Source organism: Burkholderia sp. lig30, from assembly GCF_000687455.2.
In the GTDB taxonomy this organism is placed as follows: domain Bacteria; phylum Pseudomonadota; class Gammaproteobacteria; order Burkholderiales; family Burkholderiaceae; genus Burkholderia.
Genome location: NZ_JGVW01000071.1, coordinates 23,891 through 44,176, shown reverse-complemented (window position 1 = coordinate 44,176; position 20,286 = coordinate 23,891). Strand labels below are relative to the sequence as shown.

Here is a 20,286-nt window from a genome sequence, read left to right as displayed (position 1 = left end):
CGCGCGGGCCGCTGGGCGCAGGCGGACGGCGTGCATTTCGTCGCCGCGCCGGAAGATCCGCAGGCGTACGCGCGCGACCTGTACGGGATGCTGCGCACGCTCGACCGCGCTCAGGTGGCGCGCATCCTCATCGAAAAGCTGCCGGACACCGTCGAGTGGATCGCGGTCAACGACCGGCTCGGCCGGGCAGCGGCCGCGTTCGAGGCGCAGGGGTAGCATCGCGGCGCCTGTCGCACCGCGGCCGGCCTGACCGCCGGCGCAAGCCCGTCATGAGCGTGAACATCCGCTAGCGTTCGCCTCGCGATGTGGCGAGGGGCGCGGCGCCATGTCCGCTCGCCGCGCCGCCGCCGGCGGCGCGCGCGTGATACGCGCTCGCCCATTCGGGCGGGCCGAACACTGCGCGCAGCTTGTTGCGCCAGCCGGCGACACGCCACGCGTCGGCCGCCATCGAAAACCATTCGTGGAACGTCGCGACGAGCGGATTGTTCGAGCCGAGCGGCTCGACGATCCCGTAATCCGGCGGATCGTCCTGCGTTTCCTCGACGAAGCTGCCGAACAGGCGATCCCAGATCACCAGCACGCCCGCATAGTTGCGATCGATGTAGCGCGGGTTGCGCGCGTGATGCGCGCGATGGATCGACGGCGTGTTGAGCACGTATTCGAGCCAGCCGAGCTTGCCGATCGCCTGCGTATGGACGAAGAACTGGAACGCGAGGTTGACGAGCACGATGCCGACGATCTGCTGCGGGGGAAAGCCGAGGAAGGCGAGCGGCAGCCAGAACGCCCACATGCCGGCCACCGGATACATGAGGCTCTGGCGCATCGCGGTCGAGAAATTCATCCGCTCGGACGAGTGGTGCACGACGTGTGCGGCCCACAGCCAGCGCACGCGGTGGCTCGCCCGATGGAAGACGTAATAAAGCAGATCCTGCGCGACGAACAGAACGACGAACGACAGCCAGGTGTCGTGCCAGGTGAGCAATCTGTAGTGCTGGTAACAGTACGCGTACAACGGGATCACGAACAGCCACGCGATCTTGTCCGCGCCCTGGTGCATCAGTGCGAGCGCCGCGTTGCACAGCGTATCCCGCCAGCCGTAGACGCGATCCTGCGCGCGCGTGCGCGCGAAGTGCCATGCTTCCCAGCCGATGCACATCAGGAAAACGGGCGCGAGCGCGAGCAGCAGCCATTCGACGTCGAATCGCATGATGGTGTCTCCTCTCCTGTCCCCTGGCGAATCTTGTGACCGGGCAGCGCGCCCGGTGGTCGTTCCCGGGTCAGCTCGACAGCCTACGCAATCACGACGCGGCACGCGAGAGACGAGCGTAGAGGGTTCCCTCTGAGGACCGGGTTTCCACCGAACCCGCGTGGCGGGGGGCGGGGCGCCCGGGCCCCGCTTCGACGCTCAGCGCGCGCCCGCGTAAACCCATTCGAGCAGGCTGTCGTGCGCGGCGCGCGCGGCCTCCGCGTGATCGTCGTTGATGAAGCTGACGACGACGTAGCTCGAGCCGTCCGCGCCCGCGACGTAGCCGGCGATCGCGCGCACGTCGCGCAGCGTGCCGGTCTTGATGTGCGCGTTGCCGAGCACCGGCGCGTTGGTGAGGCGGTTCTTCATCGTCCCGTCGATGCCGGCGATCGGCAGCGAATCGATGAACACCTGCCCGACGGGGCTCGCGTTGGCCGCCTGCAGGAGCGCCGCGAGCGACAGCGCGCTCACGTGCTCGTCGCGCGACAGGCCCGAGCCGTTGTCGAGCGCGAGATCGGGCATCGGGATGCCGCTTTTCTGCAGGAACGCGTGGATCGCCAGGCTCGACTGCTCGGTCGTCGCGGGCGGCTTGCCCGCGGCGGCGCCGATGGAGAGGAACAGGTTGCGCGCCATCACGTTGTTGCTGAACTTGTTGATGTCGTAGACGACGCTCGCGAGCACCGGGCCGTGATGCACGGCGACCGGGCGCGCGTTCCCCGGCACCTTGCCTTCGCTGATCGCGCCGTCGAAGGTGCCGCCCGCCTGCTGCCACAGCGCGAGGAAGCCGCGCGTGAAGAACGTGCTGTGGTCGAGGATCGCGAGATTGGTCGTGCGCGGGCCGCAGCGCAGCGGATAGTCGCCCGCGAACGACGCGGTCAGCGTGCCGCTGGCGCCCGTCGCCAGCGCCGGGCGCGCGGCGGCGGCGGCCGCGCCGCACGAGCCGTTGCCTTCGACGAGCTGGTTGTCGACCGACAGGTTCGACAGCGCCGGCAGCACGTCGACGGCGACCTTGCCGTCCTCGCCCGGCGTCACCGTGAACGACAGCGCCTTGAACGCGTACATCAGCGGATCGGGGCCGACGTTGTACGGCGCGCTCGCGTCGTCGTCGAACGGCGGCAGATCGCGCGTGGACGCCGCGAAATAGCTCTTGTCGAGCACGAGGCCGCCGTCGATGCGGCGAATGCCCGCCTTGCGGATCTTGTCGACCAGGTCGATCAGTTCCTCGGGCACGAGCTTCGGGTCGCCGGTGCCCTTGACGTAGAGGTTGCCGTGCAGCGTGCCGTCCGGGTCCAGCGTGCCGTCCGCGTAGGCGCTGGTGCGCCAGCGGTAGTCGGGGCCGAGCATCGACAGGCCGGCGTAGGTGGTGACGAGTTTCATCGTCGACGCCGGCAGCATCGGGCGGTCCGCGTTCCACGCGACGATCGGCGCCGGGGCGCCGATCCGCTCGACGACGACGCTGATGGCCGACGCGGGCACCTTCGCGCGCTGCAGCGCGCCGAGCACGCTCGCGGGCAGCTCCGCGCGCGCGGCGGCGGTGGCGACTGGCGGCTTGACCTTCTTGCGGGCTTGCGCGGGCGGCGCGAAGGCGAGCGTGGCGGAGGCGACGAGGACGGCGGCGGCGCGCAGGCACAGCCGGGCGCGGGGCGCGAACCGGACGGCGGGGGCGAAAATCGGCATGTGACGGGTGACGGAAAAGCGGGGTCTGACGGAGTGCGCGTGGCGCGAAGCGCACATTGTAGAGACAAGCGCGGCCAGGTCCGATGAAATTGGCCGCGCCTGGCCGCCGGCTCCGGCGGCGGCGCTACAATGGCCAGCATGTTTGACTCGCTCGATGGACGCGGACCAGGATGCGGATTTTGCTTGTCGAAGACGACCGGATGATCGCCGAAGGCGTACGCAAGGCGCTGCGCGCCGACGGTTTCGCGGTCGACTGGGTGCAGGATGGCGACGCGGCGCTGACCGCGCTCGGCGGCGAGGCGTATGACCTGCTGCTGCTCGATCTGGGCTTGCCGAAGCGCGACGGCATCGAGGTGCTGCGCGCGCTGCGCGCGCGCGGGCTGTCGCTGCCGGTGTTGATCGTCACCGCGCGCGACGCGATCGCAGACCGCGTGAAGGGGCTCGACGCGGGCGCGGACGACTATCTCGTCAAGCCGTTCGACCTCGACGAACTGGGCGCGCGGATGCGCGCGCTGATGCGCCGCCAGGCGGGGCGCAGCGAGTCGCTGATCCGCCACGGCGGGCTGACGCTCGACCCGGCGTCGCACCAGGTGACGCTCGACGGCGCGCCCGTTGCGCTGTCGGCGCGAGAGTTCGCGCTGCTCGAGGCGCTGCTCGCCCGGCCGGGTGCGGTGCTGTCGAAGAGCCAGCTCGAGGAGAAGATGTACGGCTGGGGCGAGGAGATCGGCAGCAACGCGGTCGAGGTCTACATCCACGCGCTGCGCAAGAAGCTCGGCTCCGACCTGATCCGCAACGTGCGCGGGCTCGGCTACATGGTCGTCAAGGAAGTCTGACGCGTGAGGTCCATCCGTCATCAATTGCTGATCTGGCTGCTGGCGATCGTGGTCGCGGGCGTCGGCGTGGCCGGCTGGCTGATTTACCGGCAGGCGCTCGCCGAGGCGAACGAGCTGTTCGACTATCAGCTGCAGGAAATCGCCGCCGCGCTGCCGTCCGAGCCGTTCTCGCAGGTGTTCGGCTCGCGCACCAACGGCGACGAGGGCATCGTGATCCAGATCTGGAACCGCAACGGCGTGCTGATGTATTTCTCGCATCCGCGCGCGCCGATCGCGCCGCGCGCCGAGCTGGGCTTCTCGACCGAGCACACGGATCGCGGCGAATGGCGCGTCTATGGCGCGATCGTCGGTGACAACGTCGTGCAGCTTGCGCAGCCGGTGTCGGTGCGCAACCGGCTCGCGGCGAACGTCGCGCTGCGCACGCTGTGGCCGCTGATCGTGCTGTTGCCGTTCCTCGGCGCCGCGGTGTGGGTGATCGTCGGGCGCGGGCTCGCGCCGCTGCGCCGCGTGACGCGCGCGGTCGAGGCACGCCGGCCCGAGGCGCTCGATCCGCTGGCCGACGCGCCGCTGCCGCTCGAGGTGCAGCCGCTCGTGCGCGCGCTGAACCGCCTGCTCGCGCGCCTGTCGGCCGCGCTCGACACGCAGAAGGCGTTCGTCGCCGACGCCGCGCACGAATTGCGCACGCCGCTCGCGGCCGTGCAGATCCAGGCGCAGCTCGTCGCGCGCGCGAAAGACGACGATACGCGCCGCGAGGCGCTCGCCGATCTGCAAAGCGGCGTGACGCGCGCGACGCGCCTCGCCGAGCAGCTGCTCGCGCTCGCGCGGGCCGAGCCGGACGGCGGCACGGTGCGCGAGCGGATCGACCTGCAGGCGCTGCTCGCCGAATGCGTGGCCGCGCATGCGCCGCTCGCGCAGCGCCGCCGCATCGATCTCGGCTTCGAGGACGCGCGGCCCGCGGCGGTCGTCGCCGACGTGGCCGCGTTGCGCGTGATGTTCGGCAACCTGCTCGACAATGCGGTCAAGTACACGCCGGAAGGCGGTCGCATCGACGTGTCGCTGACGCGCGACGCGGCTGGCCGCGCATGCGTGCAGATCGGCGACAGCGGGCCGGGGATTCCGCCCGGCGAGCGCGAGCGGGTGTTCGACCGCTTCTACCGGGACAGCTCCGCGCGCGGGCGCACCGACGTGTCGGGCAGCGGCCTCGGGCTTGCGATCGTCAAGCGCGTCGCGGCGCAGCAGGGCGCGACTGTGTCGCTCGGCGAAGCGGCGGCGGGCGGCCTTCTCGTCAGCGTGGTGTTCCGGGAAGCCGAGGTGCCGGCCGACGAGGCGCCGGCTGCCGTTTGAACGCCTTCGCCCGGCAGCGCGCGTTCCGCGCCCGCGGAACGGTCCGTCGTTCGCGCAAACTGGCCCCGATCCGGTGCTTAAGCCCGGTTTAAGGCGGGTTAAGCCTCCTTTAAGTCAGCGCCGTTACGCTGCGGTGTAATGAACGAGGAGGTCAAGCGATGAATACCCGATTCCTGGCGCGCGGTGCAGTGGCGGTTGCCGTGGCGGCTGCGTTGGCCGCCGGCTATGTCGCGGGCACGCGCCATGCGGAGCCGCAGATCATCGCGCCGGCCGCAGCAGCAGCGCTGATGCCGGCCGAAGCCGCCGCCAAGACCGGCATTCCGGATTTTTCCGGGCTGGTCGAGACTTACGGCCCGGCGGTCGTCAATATCAGCGCGAAGCACGTCGTGAAGCAGGTCGCGCAGCGCGTGCCGCAGATCCCGGTCGATCCGGGCGATCCGTTCTACCAGTTCTTCCGGCACTTCTACGGGCAGATCCCCGGCATGGGCGGCGGCGCGCAGCCGGACGACCAGCCGAGCGCGAGCCTCGGCTCGGGCTTCATCACCAGCACCGACGGCTATATTCTGACGAATGCGCACGTGGTCGACGGCGCGAACGTGGTCACCGTCAAGCTGACCGACAAGCGCGAATACAAGGCGAAGGTGGTCGGCGCGGACAAGCAGTCCGACGTCGCGGTGCTGAAGATCGACGCGAACGACCTGCCGACCGTGAAGATCGGCGATCCGGCGCAAAGCAAGGTCGGCCAGTGGGTCGTGGCAATCGGCTCGCCGTACGGCTTCGACAACACCGTGACCTCCGGCATCATCAGCGCGAAGTCGCGCGCGCTGCCCGACGAGAACTACACGCCGTTCATCCAGACCGACGTGCCGGTCAATCCCGGCAACTCCGGCGGCCCGCTGTTCAACCTGCAGGGCGAGGTGATCGGCATCAACTCGATGATCTATTCGCAAACCGGCGGCTTCCAGGGGCTGTCGTTCGCGATCCCGATCAACGAGGCGATGAAGGTGAAGGACGAGCTCGTGAAGACGGGCCACGTGAGCCGCGGGCGCCTCGGCGTCGCGGTGCAGGGGATGAACCAGACGCTCGCCAGCTCGTTCGGCCTGGCGAAACCCGACGGCGCGCTCGTCAGCTCGGTCGACCCGAGCGGGCCGGCGGCGAAGGCCGGCCTGCAGCCGGGCGACGTGATCCTGTCGGTGAACGGCACGCCGGTCGGCGATTCGACGACGCTGCCGTCGCAGATCGCGAACCTGAAGCCGGGCTCCAGGGCCGATCTGCAGATCTGGCGCGACAAGGCCAAGAAGTCGGTCAGCGTGACGCTCGGCACGCTCGCCGACGGCAAGGCGGCGGCAAGCGACGGCGGCCCCGTCGAGCAGGGCCGCCTCGGCGTCGCGGTCCGCCCGCTGTCGCCGCAGGAGCGCAGTACGGCGTCGCTGTCGCACGGGTTGCTCGTGCAGCAGGCGAGCGGCCCGGCGGCGAGCGCCGGCATCCAGCCGGGCGACGTGATTCTCGCGGTGAACGGCCGGCCGGTGACGAGCCCCGAGCAACTGCGCGACGCGGTGAAGGGGGCGGGCAACAGCCTGGCGCTCCTGATCCAGCGCGACAACGCGCAGATCTTCGTCCCGGTCGACCTGAGCTGATCCGGCCGGGCGCGGCGGCGCCGTGCCGGCGAAGGGCCGCGACGGAGGTGTTCGCGTGGCGCGCGCAACAAGCGCACGACGGATGCGCAATTCGTGCGAGTTTCGCCGATAATGAAGCCACGGTCTTCGGGCCGTGGCTTTTTCGTCTTGATGCGGCCCTCGCTGGCATTCGGGCCGCCCGCAGGGGAGAACGATGTCCGCCACCGACTCTCGTATCGAAATCGTGCCGAACCGCCATCGCGTGCGCGTGATCCATCAGGGCATCACGTACGCCGATTCGCACGGGGCGCTGACGGTGCGCGAGACGGGCCTGCCGGACGTCCATTATCTGCCCCGCGCAGACGTCAACATGCACCGGCTCGTGTCGTCGGGCTTGAAGACCGTCTGCGCGCTCAAGGGGCAGGCGTGTCATTTCGACTTGCAGACCGAAGACGGCGTCGTCGAGAACGCCGCATGGAGTTACGAGGAACCGGTCGAGGCGGCACATGCGCTCGCATGCTATGTCGCCTTCGATGCCGCGCGGGTGGACAGGATCATCGAGACATCCTGACGCGGCGAGCGTTCATCGGGGAGACATCATGGAACTGAACGACGCGTTACGCATCCCGCTTGCGCCGTCGGTTGTCCGGGAGGCGCTACAGGATCTCGCGCTGCTGCGCGCGAGTTTCGATCATTGCGAATCGCTGATACGGCTCGCGCATGGCGAGTACGCGCTCACGCTGACCGTGCCGCTCGGCCCGCTGCGCGCGCGCTACGACGTGCGCGCGCACGTGGCGCGCCACGACGCCGATGCGTCCGGCGACGCGCAGACGCAGCGGACCCTGAACTTCAAGGCGCGCGCCGATGGCATCGGCGCGCTGCGCGGCCAGATCGACGTCGTGCTGCGTCCGGACGCGCCGGGCGCGGACGCGACCCGCATCGAGTACACGGTGTGGGCGACCGCGACCGGGCCGCTCGCCGAGCTGCCGGCCCGCCAGATCGAGCATGCGCTGCACGAATGGGTCGACGATTTCTTCGGCGAGTTCTGCGAGGTGGTGCAGGCCAAGCACGGCCTCGCGCCGAATCGCGCGCGCAGCGGCCAGCCGCGCCGGCAGCACGTGTTCCTGCGGCCGGCGCCGCTGACGGGCGCCGCGAAACGTTCCCCGCCGCACCACCTCGGCGGCGCGCTGACCGGCCGCGCGGCGAGCGCGCTGCATCATCGGGAATCCAATCCGGTGCCCGTCTGGGCATGGGCGGCGATGATCGTCGTGGTGGCGCTGCTGCTCTACGCGGCGCGCTGGTTCAACATCGGCTGACCGCCCGTCCTTTCTCCGGCCGCCGCCCGGCACCGTCGGGCGGCGGCGTTCAGCCGCGCAGGTTGGCGGCGCCACGAAACTCCCGCCGATAGGCCGACGGCGACGTGCCGAGCGCGCTCGCGAAATGCTGGCGCAGCGAAGCCGTCGAGCCGTATCCGGCCGCCTGGGCGATCGCGTCGATCGACTGCCCGGTCGTTTCGAGCAGATGCTGCGCGCGCGCCAGCCGCTCGGCCTGGAGCCATGCCGCGACACTGGTGCCGGTCGCCTGCCGAAAGTGGCGCGTGAACGTGCGCCGGCTCATCAGCACGCGCGTCGCGAGCGAATCGACACTGTGCGCGGTGTCGAGATGCGCGCGTACCCAGTCGAGGAGGGCCGCGAGGCGTGCGTCGCGCGGGTTCGCGGCGACCGGCTGTTCGACGAACTGCGCCTGCCCGCCCTGGCGATGCGGCGGAATCACGAGCCGCCGCGCGATCCGGTTGGCGGCGTCGGTGCCGTAGCGCCCGCGCAGCACGTGCAGGCAGCAGTCGAGGCCTGCAGCGGTGCCGGCAGACGTCGTCAGGTTGCCGTCGTCGACATACAGCACATCCGGATCGAGCCTCACGCGCGGAAAGCGCCGCGCGAAATCGTCCGCCCATGCCCAGTGCGTCGTGGCGCGTCGGCCGTCGAGCAGCCCGGCGGCCGCGAGTACGTACGCGCCGAGGCACAGTCCGACGATGTGCGCGCCGCGGGCGGCGGGCGCGCGCAGCGCGTCGAGCAGGGCAGCGGGCGGAGTTTCCGCCGGGTCGCGCCAGGTCGGGACGATGACGATCTGCGCGTCGGCCAGCGCATCGAGGCCGTGCGGGGCATCGATCGTGAAGCCGCCCGTCGTCGCGATCGGGGCGGGGTCGGCCGCGCAGACGCGGAAATCGAACACGGGCAGCCCGGCCGCCTCCCGATCTTCGCCGAACACGACGCATGGCACCGACAGGTGGAACGGGCTGATGCGGTCGAACGCGACCACGGCGACGACAGGGGGCGCAGGCGGCCACGGTGAAGCGGGGGCGGGGGACATCGCAGGCTCCGGGAATCGGTTGGCCCGATTTTATCGATTAATGACAATCGGGCCACTGTCGCGGGCGGCCGGCCCGCCCGACAATGCATCGCATCGCGTCGCTGGCCGCCTCCTTCCGGGGCGGGGCGAGGCGGCCCGGGGAGGCCCGGGCGACACCGGACCAGGAGCCTGCCATGCCGAATGCCGTTTCCCGCCGTGCCCTCATCGTGATCGACGTCCAGAACGAATACGTGACGGGCAATCTGCCGATCGAGTATCCGCCCATCGACGTTTCGCTCGCGAACATCGGGCGCGCGATCGACGCCGCGAACGCAGCCGGCGTGCCGGTGATCGTCGTCGAGCACGTGGCGCCGGCCGGCGCGCCGATCTTCGCGCCGGGGAGCGACGGCGTCGCGCTGCATCCGGTCGTCGCGTCGCGTCCGTATGCGCACCGGATCGAAAAATCGCTGGCGAGCGCGTTCGCGGGCACCGATCTCGCCGCCTGGCTCGATGCGCACGGCATCGACACGCTGACGGTCGCCGGCTACATGACGCACAACTGCAACGCGTCGACGGTGTACCACGCCGCCCATGCGGGACTGACGGTCGAATATCTCGTCGATGCGACGGGCGCGTTGCCATACGAAAACGCCGCGGGAGCGGCTAGCGCGGAAGAAATCCATCGCGCGTTCACGGTGGTGATGCAGTCGAATTTCGCGACCGTGATGACGACCGGGACGTGGATCGCGGGACTCGCAGGCGGCGCGCTGCCCACGCGCGATACGGTGATCGGGTCGAACCGGCGGGCGCGCGAGCGCCGGGCGATGGCGGCCTGACGCCGCCGCGCCGGCCGCCAGCAAGCGTGGCCGGCGCCGCAAGCCGGGGCGGCACGGCTGGCGGGGCAGTCGAAGATCAGTCGAGGGTCAATCGGGATCCTTCAGCATCGCCGGGCTGTAGCGCAGCATGTCGACGCAGCCGTCGACGAGCTTTACCGCATGCTGCTCGGCGTCGATCTCGTCGGGCAGCATCAGCATGTCGCGCACGAAGCCGCTGACGAGCGTGTGCAGCATCAGCGTCGCGCGCCAGGTGTCGAGCCGCTCCGGCAGCTGCTTGAGCGCGACGGCCGCGGCGAGGTCGGCCTCGATGTTGTGCAGTGCTTCGCTCATCCCCGTGCGGTTGCGCTGCAGCAGCGCTTCCATGTCCGCGACGTATTCGCACTTCATGAACAGGATGCTGAACACCCGCCGCAGCTGCGGATCGCGCGCGACGCCGAGCAGGCACCAGATCAGGATCGTCCGCACGTTGCCGAGCGGGTCGGCGCGCGGTGCGTCGGCCGGTGCCTTTTTCAGTTCGTCGATCGGCAGCAGCACGCGATCGAACATCGCGTCGAACAGCTCGCTCTTGTTCGCGAAATGCCAGTAGATTGCGCCGCGCGTCACGCCCGCATGCTGGGCGATGTCCGCGAGCGAAGTGTGCGACACGCCTTTTTCGAAGAAGACGTGTTCGGCGGCGTCGAGGATGCGGTTGCGCGTGGCAAGCGCCTCCTCCTTGGTGCGTCTGACCATGGAAAGGCCCGGGGTGATCAATCGGTGGGACGGAATAATAAGGTCTGTATCGCTCGCCGTCGCTGCCCAAACCCGCTATGCTTGCAATCGGTAATATTTCGTAAGACAAGGTGGTCGACAGGGCAGAAGGGCTTTTACATACATCCTTGAATGTATATACAATAGCACCCTACGATCGAACCGCCCACGGGGCAATCAGTTAAAGTCCCACTCTGCTGATTCCCGCCAAAGTATCTGCCGCATGTCGCGGCGTCTCGCCGGCACGGTAGTCGAGTGCCGCTTGCTGTATTAGCAGTCCCGCAATTCAGGTGTTCGATCTTGCGCCGCGAGGCGCATCCGTGCCGTGCTCCCGTGGAGCGTTGCACCAATTCCAATGGTTATACACAGAGGTCGCTCCATGCGCGTCGAACGGGTTCCATACCGCTTACTCACTGTCGCGACGGCCGCCGTTTTCCTGGCCGCGTGCGGGAAAAAAGATTCGGCTCCGCCGCCGCAAACGCCGGAAGTCGGCGTCGTCACCGTCCAGCCGCAATCCGTGCCGGTCTTCACCGAACTGCCGGGCCGCACCAGTGCGTTCCTCGTCGCGCAGGTGCGCGCGCGGGTCGACGGCATCGTGCAGCGCCGCGAGTTCGTCGAAGGCAGCGACGTGAAGGCGGGCCAGCGTCTCTACAAGATCGACCCGGCGCCGTACATCGCCACGCTGAACAGCGCGAAGGCGTCGCTCGCGAAGGCGAAGGCGAATCTCGCCACGCAGGACGCGCTCGTCGCGCGCTACAAGGTGCTGGTTGCCGCGAACGCGATCAGCAAGCAGGACTACGACAACGCCGTCGCCGCGCAGGGCCAGGCCGCCGCGGATGTCGCGGCGGGCAAGGCCGCCGTCGACAGCGCGCAGATCAACCTCGGCTATACCGATGTGGTGTCGCCGATCACCGGCCGTGTCGGCATCTCGCAGGTCACGCCGGGCGCGTACGTGCAGGCAAGCCAGGCGACGCTGATGTCGACCGTCCAGCAACTCGATCCGGTCTACGTCGACCTGACGCAGTCGAGCCTCGACGGGCTGAAGCTGCGCCAGGCGGTGCAGAGCGGCCGCCTCAAGACGAGCGGCCCGGGCGCCGCGAAGGTCACGCTGATCCTCGAGGACGGCAAGCCGTATGCCGAGCCGGGCAAGCTGCAGTTCTCCGACGTGACGGTCGACCAGTCGACCGGCTCGGTGACGATCCGCGCGATCTTCCCGAACCCGAAGCGCGTGCTGCTGCCGGGCATGTTCGTGCGCGCGCGCATCGAAGAGGGCGTCAACGACAACGCGTTCCTCGTGCCGCTGATCGGCGTATCGCACGATCAGAAGGGCCAGCCGGTCGCGCTGGTGGTCGGTGCCGACAACAAGGTGGCGCCGCGCACGCTGACGACGACCGGCATGCAGGGTCAGAACTGGATCGTCGAGGGTGGCCTGCAGCCGGGCGACCGCGTGATCGTCCAGGGGATCGACAAGGTGCGTCCGGGCGCGACCGTGAAGACGGTGCCGGCCAAGCTCGCGCCGGCGCCTGATGCCGCATCGGGTGCTGCCGCCGCGGCCGCGCCGGCCGCCGCATCGGCCGCGACGGCGTCGAGCGCGCCGGCGAGCGCCGCCGCGGGATCGCCCGCCGCGGGATCGCCCGCCGCGGGATCGCCCGCCGCGGGATCGTCCGCCGCCGCGTCGGGCGCGCAATAACAGGGAGCCTGTTTCATGGCAAAGTTCTTTATCGATCGCCCGATCTTCGCGTGGGTGATCGCCATCATTCTGATGCTGGCCGGCGTCGCGTCGATCTTCACGCTGCCGATCGCCCAGTATCCGACGATCGCGCCGCCATCGATCCAGATCACCGCGAACTACCCGGGCGCTTCCGCGAAGACGGTGGAAGACACGGTGACGCAGGTGATCGAGCAGCAGATGAGCGGTCTCGACAACTTCCTGTACATGTCGTCGACGAGTGACGATTCGGGTACGGCGACGATCACGCTCACGTTCGCGCCGGGCACCAACCCGGACATCGCGCAGGTCCAGGTGCAGAACAAGCTGTCGCTCGCGACGCCGATCCTGCCGCAGGTGGTGCAGCAGCTCGGCCTGTCGGTGACGAAGTCGAGCAGCAGCTTCCTGCTCGTGCTCGCGTTCGTCTCCGAAGACGGCAGCATGAACCGCTACGACCTCGCGAACTACGTCGCGTCGCACGTGAAGGATCCGATCAGCCGGCTCAATGGCGTCGGCACGGTCACGCTGTTCGGCTCGCAGTACGCGATGCGGATCTGGCTCGATCCGACCCGCCTGACCAACTACAGCCTGACGCCGGAGGACGTGTCGAGCGCGATCAGCGCGCAGAACGTGCAGATCGCGGGCGGCCAGATCGGCGGCACGCCGGCGAAGCCCGGCACCGTGCTGCAGGCGACGATCACCGAATCGACGCTGCTGCAGACGCCCGAGCAGTTCGGCAACATCCTGCTGAAGGTGAACCAGGACGGCTCGCAGGTGCGCCTGAAGGATGTCGCGAAGATCGACCGCGGCGCCGAGAACTACAACTTCGACACGAAGTACAACGGCAAGCCGAGCGCGGCGCTGGGCATCCAGCTCGCGACCAACGCGAACGCGCTCTCGACCGCGAAGGCGGTGCGCGCGCAGATCGACCAGCTGTCGAAGTATTTCCCGCACGGCCTGGTCGTCCAGTATCCGTATGACACGACGCCGTTCGTGCGCCTGTCGATCGAGGAAGTGGTCAAGACGCTGCTCGAAGGCATCGTGCTCGTGTTCCTCGTGATGTATCTGTTCCTGCAGAACCTGCGGGCGACGATCATCCCGACGATCGCGGTGCCGGTCGTGCTGCTCGGCACCTTCGCGGTCATGTCGCTCGTCGGCTTCTCGATCAACACGCTGTCGATGTTCGGCCTCGTGCTCGCGATCGGCCTGCTGGTGGACGACGCGATCGTGGTCGTCGAGAACGTCGAGCGGGTGATGGCGGAAGAGGGATTGTCGCCTCGGGAAGCGACCCGCAAGGCGATGGGCCAGATCACCGGCGCGCTGGTCGGCGTCGCGCTCGTGCTGTCGGCGGTGTTCGTGCCGGTGGCGTTCTCGGGCGGCTCGGTCGGCGCGATCTACCGTCAGTTCTCGCTGACGATCGTGTCGGCGATGGTGCTGTCGGTGCTGGTCGCGCTGATTCTGACGCCGGCGCTGTGCGCGACGATCCTCAAGCCGATTCCGCAGGGGCATCACGAGGCGAAGACGGGCTTCTTCGGCTGGTTCAACCGTACGTTCAACCAGAGCCGCGACAAGTATCACGTCGGCGTGCACCACGTGATCAAGCGTTCGGGCCGCTGGCTCATCATCTATCTGGTCGTGATCGTCGCGGTCGGCCTGCTGTTCGTGCGCCTGCCGAAGTCGTTCCTGCCGGACGAGGACCAGGGCCTGATGTTCGTGATCGTGCAGACGCCGTCCGGCTCGACGCAGGAGACGACCGCGAAGACGCTCGCGAACATCACCGACTACCTGCTGACGGACGAGAAGGAGATCGTCGATTCCGCGTTCACGGTGAACGGCTTCAGCTTCGCGGGCCGTGGCCAGAACTCGGGCCTCGTGTTCGTCCGCCTGAAGGACTACGCGGCGCGTCAGCACGCGAACCAGAAGGTCCAGGCGCTGATCGGCCGGATGTTCGGTCGCTACGCAGGCTACAAGGACGCGATCGTGATTCCGTTCAACCCGCCGTCGATTCCGGAACTCGGCACCGCCGCCGGCTTCGACTTCGAGCTGACGGACAACGCGGGTCTCGGCCACGACGGGCTGATGGCGGCGCGCAACCAGCTGCTGATGATGGCCGCGAAGGATCCGACGCTGCAGGGCGTGCGCCCGAACGGCCTGAACGACACGCCGCAGTACAAGGTCGACATCGACCGCGAGAAGGCGAACGCGCTCGGCGTGACGGCATCGGCGATCGACCAGACGTTCTCGATCGCGTGGGCGTCGAAGTACGTGAACAACTTCCTCGACATCGACGGCCGGATCAAGAAGGTCTATGTGCAGTCCGACGCGCCGTTCCGCATGACGCCGGACGACCTGAACATCTGGTACGTGCGCAACGGATCGGGCGGGATGGTGCCGTTCAGCGCGTTCGCGACCGGCCACTGGACGTACGGTTCGCCGAAGCTCGAGCGTTACAACGGCATCTCGGCGATGGAAATCCAGGGCCAGGCCGCGCCGGGCAAGAGTACCGGCCAGGCGATGGCGGCGATGGAGAAGCTCGCGGAAAAGCTGCCGAACGGCATCGGCTATTCGTGGACGGGCCTGTCGTTCCAGGAAATCCAGTCGGGCTCGCAGGCGCCGATCCTGTACGCGATCTCGATCCTCGTCGTGTTCCTGTGTCTCGCGGCGCTGTATGAAAGCTGGTCGATCCCGTTCTCGGTGATCATGGTGGTGCCGCTCGGCGTGATCGGCGCGCTGCTCGCCGCGACGATGCGCGGCCTCGAGAACGACGTGTTCTTCCAGGTCGGCCTGCTGACCACGGTGGGCCTGTCCGCGAAGAACGCGATCCTGATCGTCGAGTTCGCGCGCGAGCTGCAGCAGTCGGAGAAGATGGGGCCGATCGAGGCCGCGCTCGAAGCGGCGCGCCTGCGTCTGCGACCGATCCTGATGACGTCGCTCGCGTTCATCCTCGGCGTGCTGCCGCTGGCGATCAGCAATGGCGCAGGCTCGGCCAGCCAGCACGCGATCGGCACCGGCGTGATCGGCGGGATGATCACGGCGACGTTCCTCGCGATCTTCATGATCCCGATGTTCTTCGTGAAGATTCGCGCGATCTTCAGCGGCGAGAAGGAAGACGTCGACGAGGCGCTGCGTCTCGCGCACGATCACCTGCATCAGGCGGAGAAGGGCGGCCACGACGACGAGAAGAAGGGACAGTGATGATGCAAAAACACGCTTTGACTGCAATGGCGGTCGCGCTGTTCGCCACGGGCTGCACGATGGCGCCGCACTACGAGCGGCCCGCGGCGCCCGTCGCGGGGGCGTTCCCGTCGGGCGGTGTCTACGCGACGCAGCCGGCCGCCACGGCCGGCGCGCGCAGCGCGAACGGCCAGGCCGCCGCCGACATCGGCTGGCGCGAGTTCTTCGTCGATCCGCGCCTGCAGCACCTGATCGAGATCGCGCTGAAGAACAACCGCGACCTGCGGGTTGCGGTGCTGAACGTCGCGGCCGCGCGCGCGCAGTACCAGATTACGCGCGCCGACCTGATGCCGACGCTCAGCGGCGTCGGCAGCGGCACGATCCAGCGCTATCCGGCGGGCGTGTCGACGACCGGTGCGCCGACGATCACGCGCGTCTACAACGTGGGTCTGTCCGCGTCGTGGGAGCTCGACCTGTTCGGCCGAATCCAGAGCCTGAAGGACCAGGCGCTCGCGAAGTATTTCGCGACCGCGCAGGCACGCAAGGCTGCCGAGATCTCGCTCGTGTCGCAGGTCGCGGACCAGTACCTGACGGTGCTCGCGTACGACGATCTGCTGTCGGTCACCGAGGACACGCTGAGGGTCGCACAGGCGTCGTACGACCTGACGAAGCTGAAGTTCGACAACGGCACCGGTTCGGAGCTCGATCTGCGCCAGGCGCAGACGGTCGTCGAGACCGCGCTGGCGAACCAGCAGTCGCAGGCGCGCCTGCGGGCGCAGGCGCTCAATGGGCTGGTGCTGCTCGTCGGCGAACCGTTGCCGGAGGATCTGCCGGCCGGGCTGCCGCTCGACGCGCAGAATTTCCTGACCGACGTTCCGGCCGGGCTGCCGTCGGATCTGCTGACGCGCCGTCCGGACATCATGGAGGCGGAGCAGACCCTGCGCGCGGCCAACGCGAACATCGGCGCGGCGCGCGCGGCATTCTTCCCGCGCATCTCGCTGACGGGCGCATTCGGCACCGCGAGCCCGACGCTCGGCGACCTGTTCAGGGCCGGCACGGCGGCGTGGTCGTTCGCGCCGCAGATCGCGATGCCGATCTTCGAGGGCGGCGCGAACCTCGCGAACCTGGATCTCGCAAACGTGCAGAAGCGGATCGAAATCGCGAACTACGAGAAGGCGATCCAGTCGGCGTTCCGCGAAGTGTCGGACGGGCTCGCCGCGCGCGGCACCTACGACCAGCAGATCGCCGCGCTCGAGCGCAACGAGCACGCGCAGCAGCGCCGCTACGATCTGTCGGACCTGCGCTACAAGAACGGCGTCGACAGCTACCTGTCGGTGCTGACCGCGCAGACCGACCTGTATTCGGCGCAGCAGACGCTGATCACCGCGCGTCTTGCGCGCTGGACCAACCTCGTCGATCTGTACCGGGCGCTGGGCGGCGGCTGGGTCGAGCGGGCCGGCGAGACGCCGCGTCCGGCCGACCAGCCGGTGGACTACGGCAAGGCTGCCACGCCTGCGTCGAAGGCCGCGACGGCCGGCTGAGTCGGCCTGCCGCCGCGCCGCGTGCGGTTTTTGCCGCGCGCAGGCGCTTTGAACGAAAACGCCACGGATTCTGGCTGTCCGTGGCGTTTTTTTGCGTTCACGCCGCGCGCCACCTATCCGCCGCTTCATGGACGGTGCCGCCGAATCCGCGTGATCGCGAATCGGCATCCGGAACATCACCCGGCGGATTAGTCCGTAGGCCGACCCCCGCGAACACGCGTTTCCGGGGACGAATCGGGCGCGGCGTGCGCGTCCCGATATCATTTGTCTTTCTGTTTCCGGACGACTCTCTCAAATGCGCCTGCTTGGCATCGATCTCGGCACCGGCTCGGTGAAACTCGTGACGCTCGACGCGCGCGGCGTCGAACGGGCGGTCGCGAGCGAGCCGTATGCGCTGTCATCGCCGCAGCCCGGCTGGGCGGAAACCGCGCCCGACACCTGGTGGCAGGCACTCGTGCGCGCCGCCGCGCGCCTGCCCGCCGACGAGCGGGCGCAAGTGCGGGCGATCGGATGCGCGGGGCAGATGCACGGCGTCGTGCTGATCGACGCGTGCGGCCAGCCGGTGCGGCCGGCGCTGCTCTGGCCCGACACGCGCGCGGCCAGGCTCGCCGATGCCGGAGACTGGCCCGATGCGCCGAACCCGGTCGCGCCGGGGATGGCCGGCCCGCTGATGCGCTGGCTCGCCGCGCACGAGCCGGCGGCGTTGCGCGCCGCGCGCTGGGCGGTGCAGCCGAAGGACTGGCTGCGCGTCGCGCTCGGTGGCGAGATCGCGGCCGATCCGAGCGATGCGTGCGCGACCGCGCTCGCGACGCCCGCCGGCGAATGGGATGCCACGCTGCTCGACGCATTCGGCCTGCGCCGCGATCTGTTCGCGCCGGTGCGCGCGTCGACGGCGGTGTGCGGGGCGCTCGGCGCGCACGCCGCGCAGTCGCTCGGCCTGCCGGCCGGCGTGCCGCTTGCGACCGGCGCGGCGGATACCGCGTGCGCGGCGCTCGGCAGCGGCCTGTTTGCCGACGGCGACGCGTTGCTGACGACCGGCAGCGGCGGGCAGATCGTCGTGCTCGCCGAGCGCCTGCCGACAGCGCGCCGTGGCCTGCATCGCTATCGCGCGGCGACGGGCGGCGCGTACTACACGATGGCGGCGATGCAGAACGTCGGGCTTGCGCTCGAAACGGTGCGCGGCTGGCTCGGCTATCCGGACTGGCCTGCGGCCTACGACGACGCGTTCGCGCAGCCGCTGTCCGGGCGGCTCAGCTTCCTGCCTTATCTGACGGGCGAGCGTTCGCCGTGGATGAACCCGGACGCGCGCGGCGGCTGGCTCGGCCTCGGGCTCGGCGACACCCGCGGCGCGATGATGCGCGCGGCATTCGAAGGCGTCGCGTTCGCGCTGCGCGCCGGGCTCGACGCGATACGCGCGGCGGACGTGGCTGAGGAAATCGCATGCGCGTCCGGTGAAGGCGCGGCGGGCGATCGGCCGGCGAGTGCGGGTTTGGCCGACAGGCGCGCGGCGAGCGGCGCCGCGACGCGCATGCCGGTCGCGGCGCTCCGGCTCGCGGGCGGCGGCTCGCTCGAACCGCGCTGGCGGCAGTTGCTCGCCGACGCGCTCGGCGCATCGCTCGACGCGGTCGATTGCCCGAATGCGGCGGCACGAGGCGCCGCGCTGATCGCGGGCTGCGCGGTGGGACATTGGCGCGAGGACGGCCTGCGCGCGCTGGCGCCAGCGGCGTCGCCTGCCGCGGCGCCGCGCGACGATCCGGCGCTCGATGCGCGCCGCGCACGCTTCGACGACTTGTACGCGCGAGTCGATGCATGGTTCACGGCGGGCGTTTAAACTCTGGCACTTGTCGCGTTGCGTTGCCGGCGTCACCGATGACGCATTTGGGCAATGCGACGGCTGTTTCGCGCACGCGGCGCGCGCGTGAAACCGCCATCATGGCGAGCGCGATTTCATTTCGCCACGCCGTGCGCGAAGACGCGCGGCGCGGCCATGTCAGCTTTGCATGGGGACGCGAGCAAGCGCTGAAGCGCTAACGCGCGTCGACACACTTGATAGGAGCCACACGATGAAGACGAAAGCCGCGATTGCATGGAAGGCCGGCGCCCCGCTGACGATCGAGGAAGTCGATCTCGAAGGGCCGCGCGCGGGCGAAGTGCTGATCGAAGTGAAGGCGACGGGCATTTGCCACACCGACTACTACACGCTGTCGGGCGCCGATCCAGAAGGGATCTTCCCGGCGATCCTCGGCCATGAAGGTGCGGGCGTCGTCGTCGACGTCGGTCCGGGGGTCGGCACGGTGCGAAAAGGCGACCACGTGATCCCGCTGTACACGCCGGAATGCCGCGAGTGCAAGTTCTGCCTGTCGCGCAAGACGAACCTGTGCCAGAAAATCCGCGCGACGCAGGGCAAGGGGCTGATGCCGGATGCGACGTCGCGCTTCTCGCTCGACGGCAAGCCGCTGTTCCACTACATGGGCACGTCGACGTTCTCGAACTACATCGTGGTGCCGGAAATCGCGGTGGCGAAGGTGCGCGAGGACGCGCCGTTCGACAAGATCTGCTACATCGGCTGCGGCGTGACGACGGGCGTCGGCGCGGTGGTCTACTCGGCCAAGGTCGAGGCGGGCGCGAACGTCGTCGTGTTCGGTCTCGGCGGGATCGGCCTGAACGTGATCCAGGGCGCGAGAATGGTCGGCGCCGACAAGATCATCGGCGTCGACATCAACCCGAAGCGCGTCGACCTGGCGAAGAAGTTCGGCATGACGCACTTCATCAACCCGAACGAGGTCGAGAACGTGGTCGACCACATCGTGCAGCTGACGGACGGCGGCGCGGACTATTCGTTCGAGTGCATCGGCAACGTGAAGGTGATGCGCCAGGCGCTCGAGTGCACGCACAAGGGCTGGGGCCAGTCGTTCATCATCGGCGTCGCGGCGGCGGGCGAGGAGATCAGCACGCGGCCGTTCCAGCTGGTGACGGGCCGCGAGTGGAAGGGCTCGGCGTTCGGCGGCGCGCGCGGCCGCACCGACGTGCCGAAGATCGTCGACTGGTACATGGAAGGCAAGATCAACATCGACGACCTGATCACGCACACGCTGCCGCTCGATCGGATCAACGAAGGCTTCGACCTGATGAAGAAGGGCGAATCGATCCGCTCGGTCGTGCTGTACTGATCGGGCCTTGCATGGAATCAGAGTAAGCGTTGAAGCGCCAACTCTGAT

At 69.0% G+C, this 20,286-nt stretch carries 16 protein-coding genes; 12 read left to right on the top strand and 4 right to left on the bottom strand.

From position 1 onward, the window contains the following. A partial coding sequence (locus LIG30_RS11080; RefSeq protein WP_038712081.1) for a Sua5 family C-terminal domain-containing protein occupies window positions 1–216 on the top strand: 216 nt, incomplete at its 5' end. Between the two features lie 70 nt (window positions 217–286). Here the strand turns inward: LIG30_RS11080 and LIG30_RS11075 are convergent. Together LIG30_RS11075 and dacB are read right to left on the bottom strand one after the other, a co-directional pair. Next, window positions 287–1,207: a sterol desaturase family protein gene (locus LIG30_RS11075; RefSeq protein ID WP_038712079.1), complete on the bottom strand. Its 921-nt coding sequence runs from the start codon at window positions 1,205–1,207 to the stop codon at window positions 287–289. Window positions 1,208–1,405: 198 nt separating this feature from the next. Continuing rightward, entirely contained in the window at window positions 1,406–2,923 is a 1,518-nt protein-coding gene (gene dacB, locus LIG30_RS11070) for a D-alanyl-D-alanine carboxypeptidase/D-alanyl-D-alanine endopeptidase (RefSeq protein ID WP_038712077.1), read from the bottom strand. Between the two features lie 170 nt (window positions 2,924–3,093). Between dacB and LIG30_RS11065 the strand changes: the two genes are divergently transcribed. The 5 genes from LIG30_RS11065 (at window position 3,094) to LIG30_RS11045 (ending at window position 8,032) form a co-directional block, all read left to right on the top strand. Further along, entirely contained in the window at window positions 3,094–3,756 is a 663-nt protein-coding gene (locus tag LIG30_RS11065) for a response regulator (RefSeq protein ID WP_038712076.1), read from the top strand. Between the two features lie 3 nt (window positions 3,757–3,759). Beyond that, on the top strand, window positions 3,760–5,100 hold the full coding sequence (locus tag LIG30_RS11060; RefSeq protein WP_038712075.1) for an ATP-binding protein: 1,341 nt from the start codon (window positions 3,760–3,762) through the stop codon (window positions 5,098–5,100). Window positions 5,101–5,258: 158 nt separating this feature from the next. Continuing rightward, window positions 5,259–6,737 (top strand): DegQ family serine endoprotease, encoded by a 1,479-nt coding sequence (locus LIG30_RS11055; RefSeq protein WP_038712073.1) that lies wholly within the window; start codon window positions 5,259–5,261, stop codon window positions 6,735–6,737. Window positions 6,738–6,930: 193 nt separating this feature from the next. Further along, entirely contained in the window at window positions 6,931–7,287 is a 357-nt protein-coding gene (locus LIG30_RS11050; RefSeq protein WP_038712072.1) for a DUF427 domain-containing protein, read from the top strand. Between the two features lie 28 nt (window positions 7,288–7,315). Beyond that, the gene (locus tag LIG30_RS11045) at window positions 7,316–8,032 is read left to right on the top strand and encodes a CoxG family protein (RefSeq protein WP_038712070.1); all 717 of its coding nucleotides are present in this window, start codon (window positions 7,316–7,318) and stop codon (window positions 8,030–8,032) included. A gap of 49 nt (window positions 8,033–8,081) precedes the next feature. Here LIG30_RS11045 and LIG30_RS11040 read toward each other — a convergent pair whose 3' ends face one another. Continuing rightward, window positions 8,082–9,083 carry a helix-turn-helix domain-containing protein gene (locus LIG30_RS11040; RefSeq protein ID WP_038712069.1) on the bottom strand — a complete coding sequence of 334 codons (1,002 nt, stop codon included), beginning with the start codon at window positions 9,081–9,083 and terminating at the stop codon, window positions 8,082–8,084. A gap of 173 nt (window positions 9,084–9,256) precedes the next feature. On the opposite strand from LIG30_RS11040, the gene LIG30_RS11035 reads away from it, so the two are divergent. Beyond that, complete coding sequence (locus tag LIG30_RS11035) at window positions 9,257–9,898, top strand: cysteine hydrolase family protein (protein WP_038712068.1); 642 nt, start codon at window positions 9,257–9,259, stop codon at window positions 9,896–9,898. 87 nt (window positions 9,899–9,985) lie between these two features. On the opposite strand, the gene LIG30_RS11030 is transcribed toward LIG30_RS11035, so the two are convergent. Then, window positions 9,986–10,627: a TetR family transcriptional regulator gene (locus tag LIG30_RS11030; protein ID WP_038712065.1), complete on the bottom strand. Its 642-nt coding sequence runs from the start codon at window positions 10,625–10,627 to the stop codon at window positions 9,986–9,988. A gap of 397 nt (window positions 10,628–11,024) precedes the next feature. On the opposite strand from LIG30_RS11030, the gene LIG30_RS11025 reads away from it, so the two are divergent. The 5 genes from LIG30_RS11025 (at window position 11,025) to LIG30_RS11005 (ending at window position 20,238) form a co-directional block, all read left to right on the top strand. Continuing rightward, entirely contained in the window at window positions 11,025–12,335 is a 1,311-nt protein-coding gene (locus LIG30_RS11025) for an efflux RND transporter periplasmic adaptor subunit (protein WP_038712064.1), read from the top strand. 15 nt (window positions 12,336–12,350) lie between these two features. Next, window positions 12,351–15,548, top strand: a complete 3,198-nt coding sequence (locus LIG30_RS11020) for an efflux RND transporter permease subunit (protein ID WP_038712063.1) — start codon at window positions 12,351–12,353, stop codon at window positions 15,546–15,548. Next, window positions 15,548–17,068: an efflux transporter outer membrane subunit gene (locus LIG30_RS11015; RefSeq protein ID WP_038712061.1), complete on the top strand. Its 1,521-nt coding sequence runs from the start codon at window positions 15,548–15,550 to the stop codon at window positions 17,066–17,068. Before LIG30_RS11020 ends, LIG30_RS11015 begins: the two co-directional genes overlap by 1 nt. Before the next feature lie 295 nt (window positions 17,069–17,363). Next, complete coding sequence (locus LIG30_RS11010) at window positions 17,364–18,899, top strand: xylulokinase (RefSeq protein WP_038712060.1); 1,536 nt, start codon at window positions 17,364–17,366, stop codon at window positions 18,897–18,899. A gap of 232 nt (window positions 18,900–19,131) precedes the next feature. Further along, window positions 19,132–20,238, top strand: coding sequence for an S-(hydroxymethyl)glutathione dehydrogenase/class III alcohol dehydrogenase (locus LIG30_RS11005; RefSeq protein WP_038712058.1), 1,107 nt, complete (start codon window positions 19,132–19,134; stop codon window positions 20,236–20,238). The last annotated feature ends 48 nt before the right edge of the window (window positions 20,239–20,286 follow it).

Excerpts from the sequence above, each read along its gene's own strand:
- LIG30_RS11075 (WP_038712079.1), bottom strand. The coding sequence starts at position 1,207 with ATGCGATTCGACGTCGAATGGCTGCTGCTCGCGCTCGCGCCCGTTTTC.
- dacB (WP_038712077.1), bottom strand. The coding sequence starts at position 2,923 with ATGCCGATTTTCGCCCCCGCCGTCCGGTTCGCGCCCCGCGCCCGGCTG.
- LIG30_RS11065 (WP_038712076.1), top strand. The coding sequence starts at position 3,094 with ATGCGGATTTTGCTTGTCGAAGACGACCGGATGATCGCCGAAGGCGTA.
- LIG30_RS11055 (WP_038712073.1), top strand. The coding sequence starts at position 5,259 with ATGAATACCCGATTCCTGGCGCGCGGTGCAGTGGCGGTTGCCGTGGCG.
- LIG30_RS11050 (WP_038712072.1), top strand. The coding sequence starts at position 6,931 with ATGTCCGCCACCGACTCTCGTATCGAAATCGTGCCGAACCGCCATCGC.
- LIG30_RS11045 (WP_038712070.1), top strand. The coding sequence starts at position 7,316 with ATGGAACTGAACGACGCGTTACGCATCCCGCTTGCGCCGTCGGTTGTC.
- LIG30_RS11040 (WP_038712069.1), bottom strand. The coding sequence starts at position 9,083 with ATGTCCCCCGCCCCCGCTTCACCGTGGCCGCCTGCGCCCCCTGTCGTC.
- LIG30_RS11035 (WP_038712068.1), top strand. The coding sequence starts at position 9,257 with ATGCCGAATGCCGTTTCCCGCCGTGCCCTCATCGTGATCGACGTCCAG.
- LIG30_RS11030 (WP_038712065.1), bottom strand. The coding sequence starts at position 10,627 with ATGGTCAGACGCACCAAGGAGGAGGCGCTTGCCACGCGCAACCGCATC.
- LIG30_RS11025 (WP_038712064.1), top strand. The coding sequence starts at position 11,025 with ATGCGCGTCGAACGGGTTCCATACCGCTTACTCACTGTCGCGACGGCC.
- LIG30_RS11020 (WP_038712063.1), top strand. The coding sequence starts at position 12,351 with ATGGCAAAGTTCTTTATCGATCGCCCGATCTTCGCGTGGGTGATCGCC.
- LIG30_RS11015 (WP_038712061.1), top strand. The coding sequence starts at position 15,548 with ATGATGCAAAAACACGCTTTGACTGCAATGGCGGTCGCGCTGTTCGCC.
- LIG30_RS11010 (WP_038712060.1), top strand. The coding sequence starts at position 17,364 with ATGCGCCTGCTTGGCATCGATCTCGGCACCGGCTCGGTGAAACTCGTG.
- LIG30_RS11005 (WP_038712058.1), top strand. The coding sequence starts at position 19,132 with ATGAAGACGAAAGCCGCGATTGCATGGAAGGCCGGCGCCCCGCTGACG.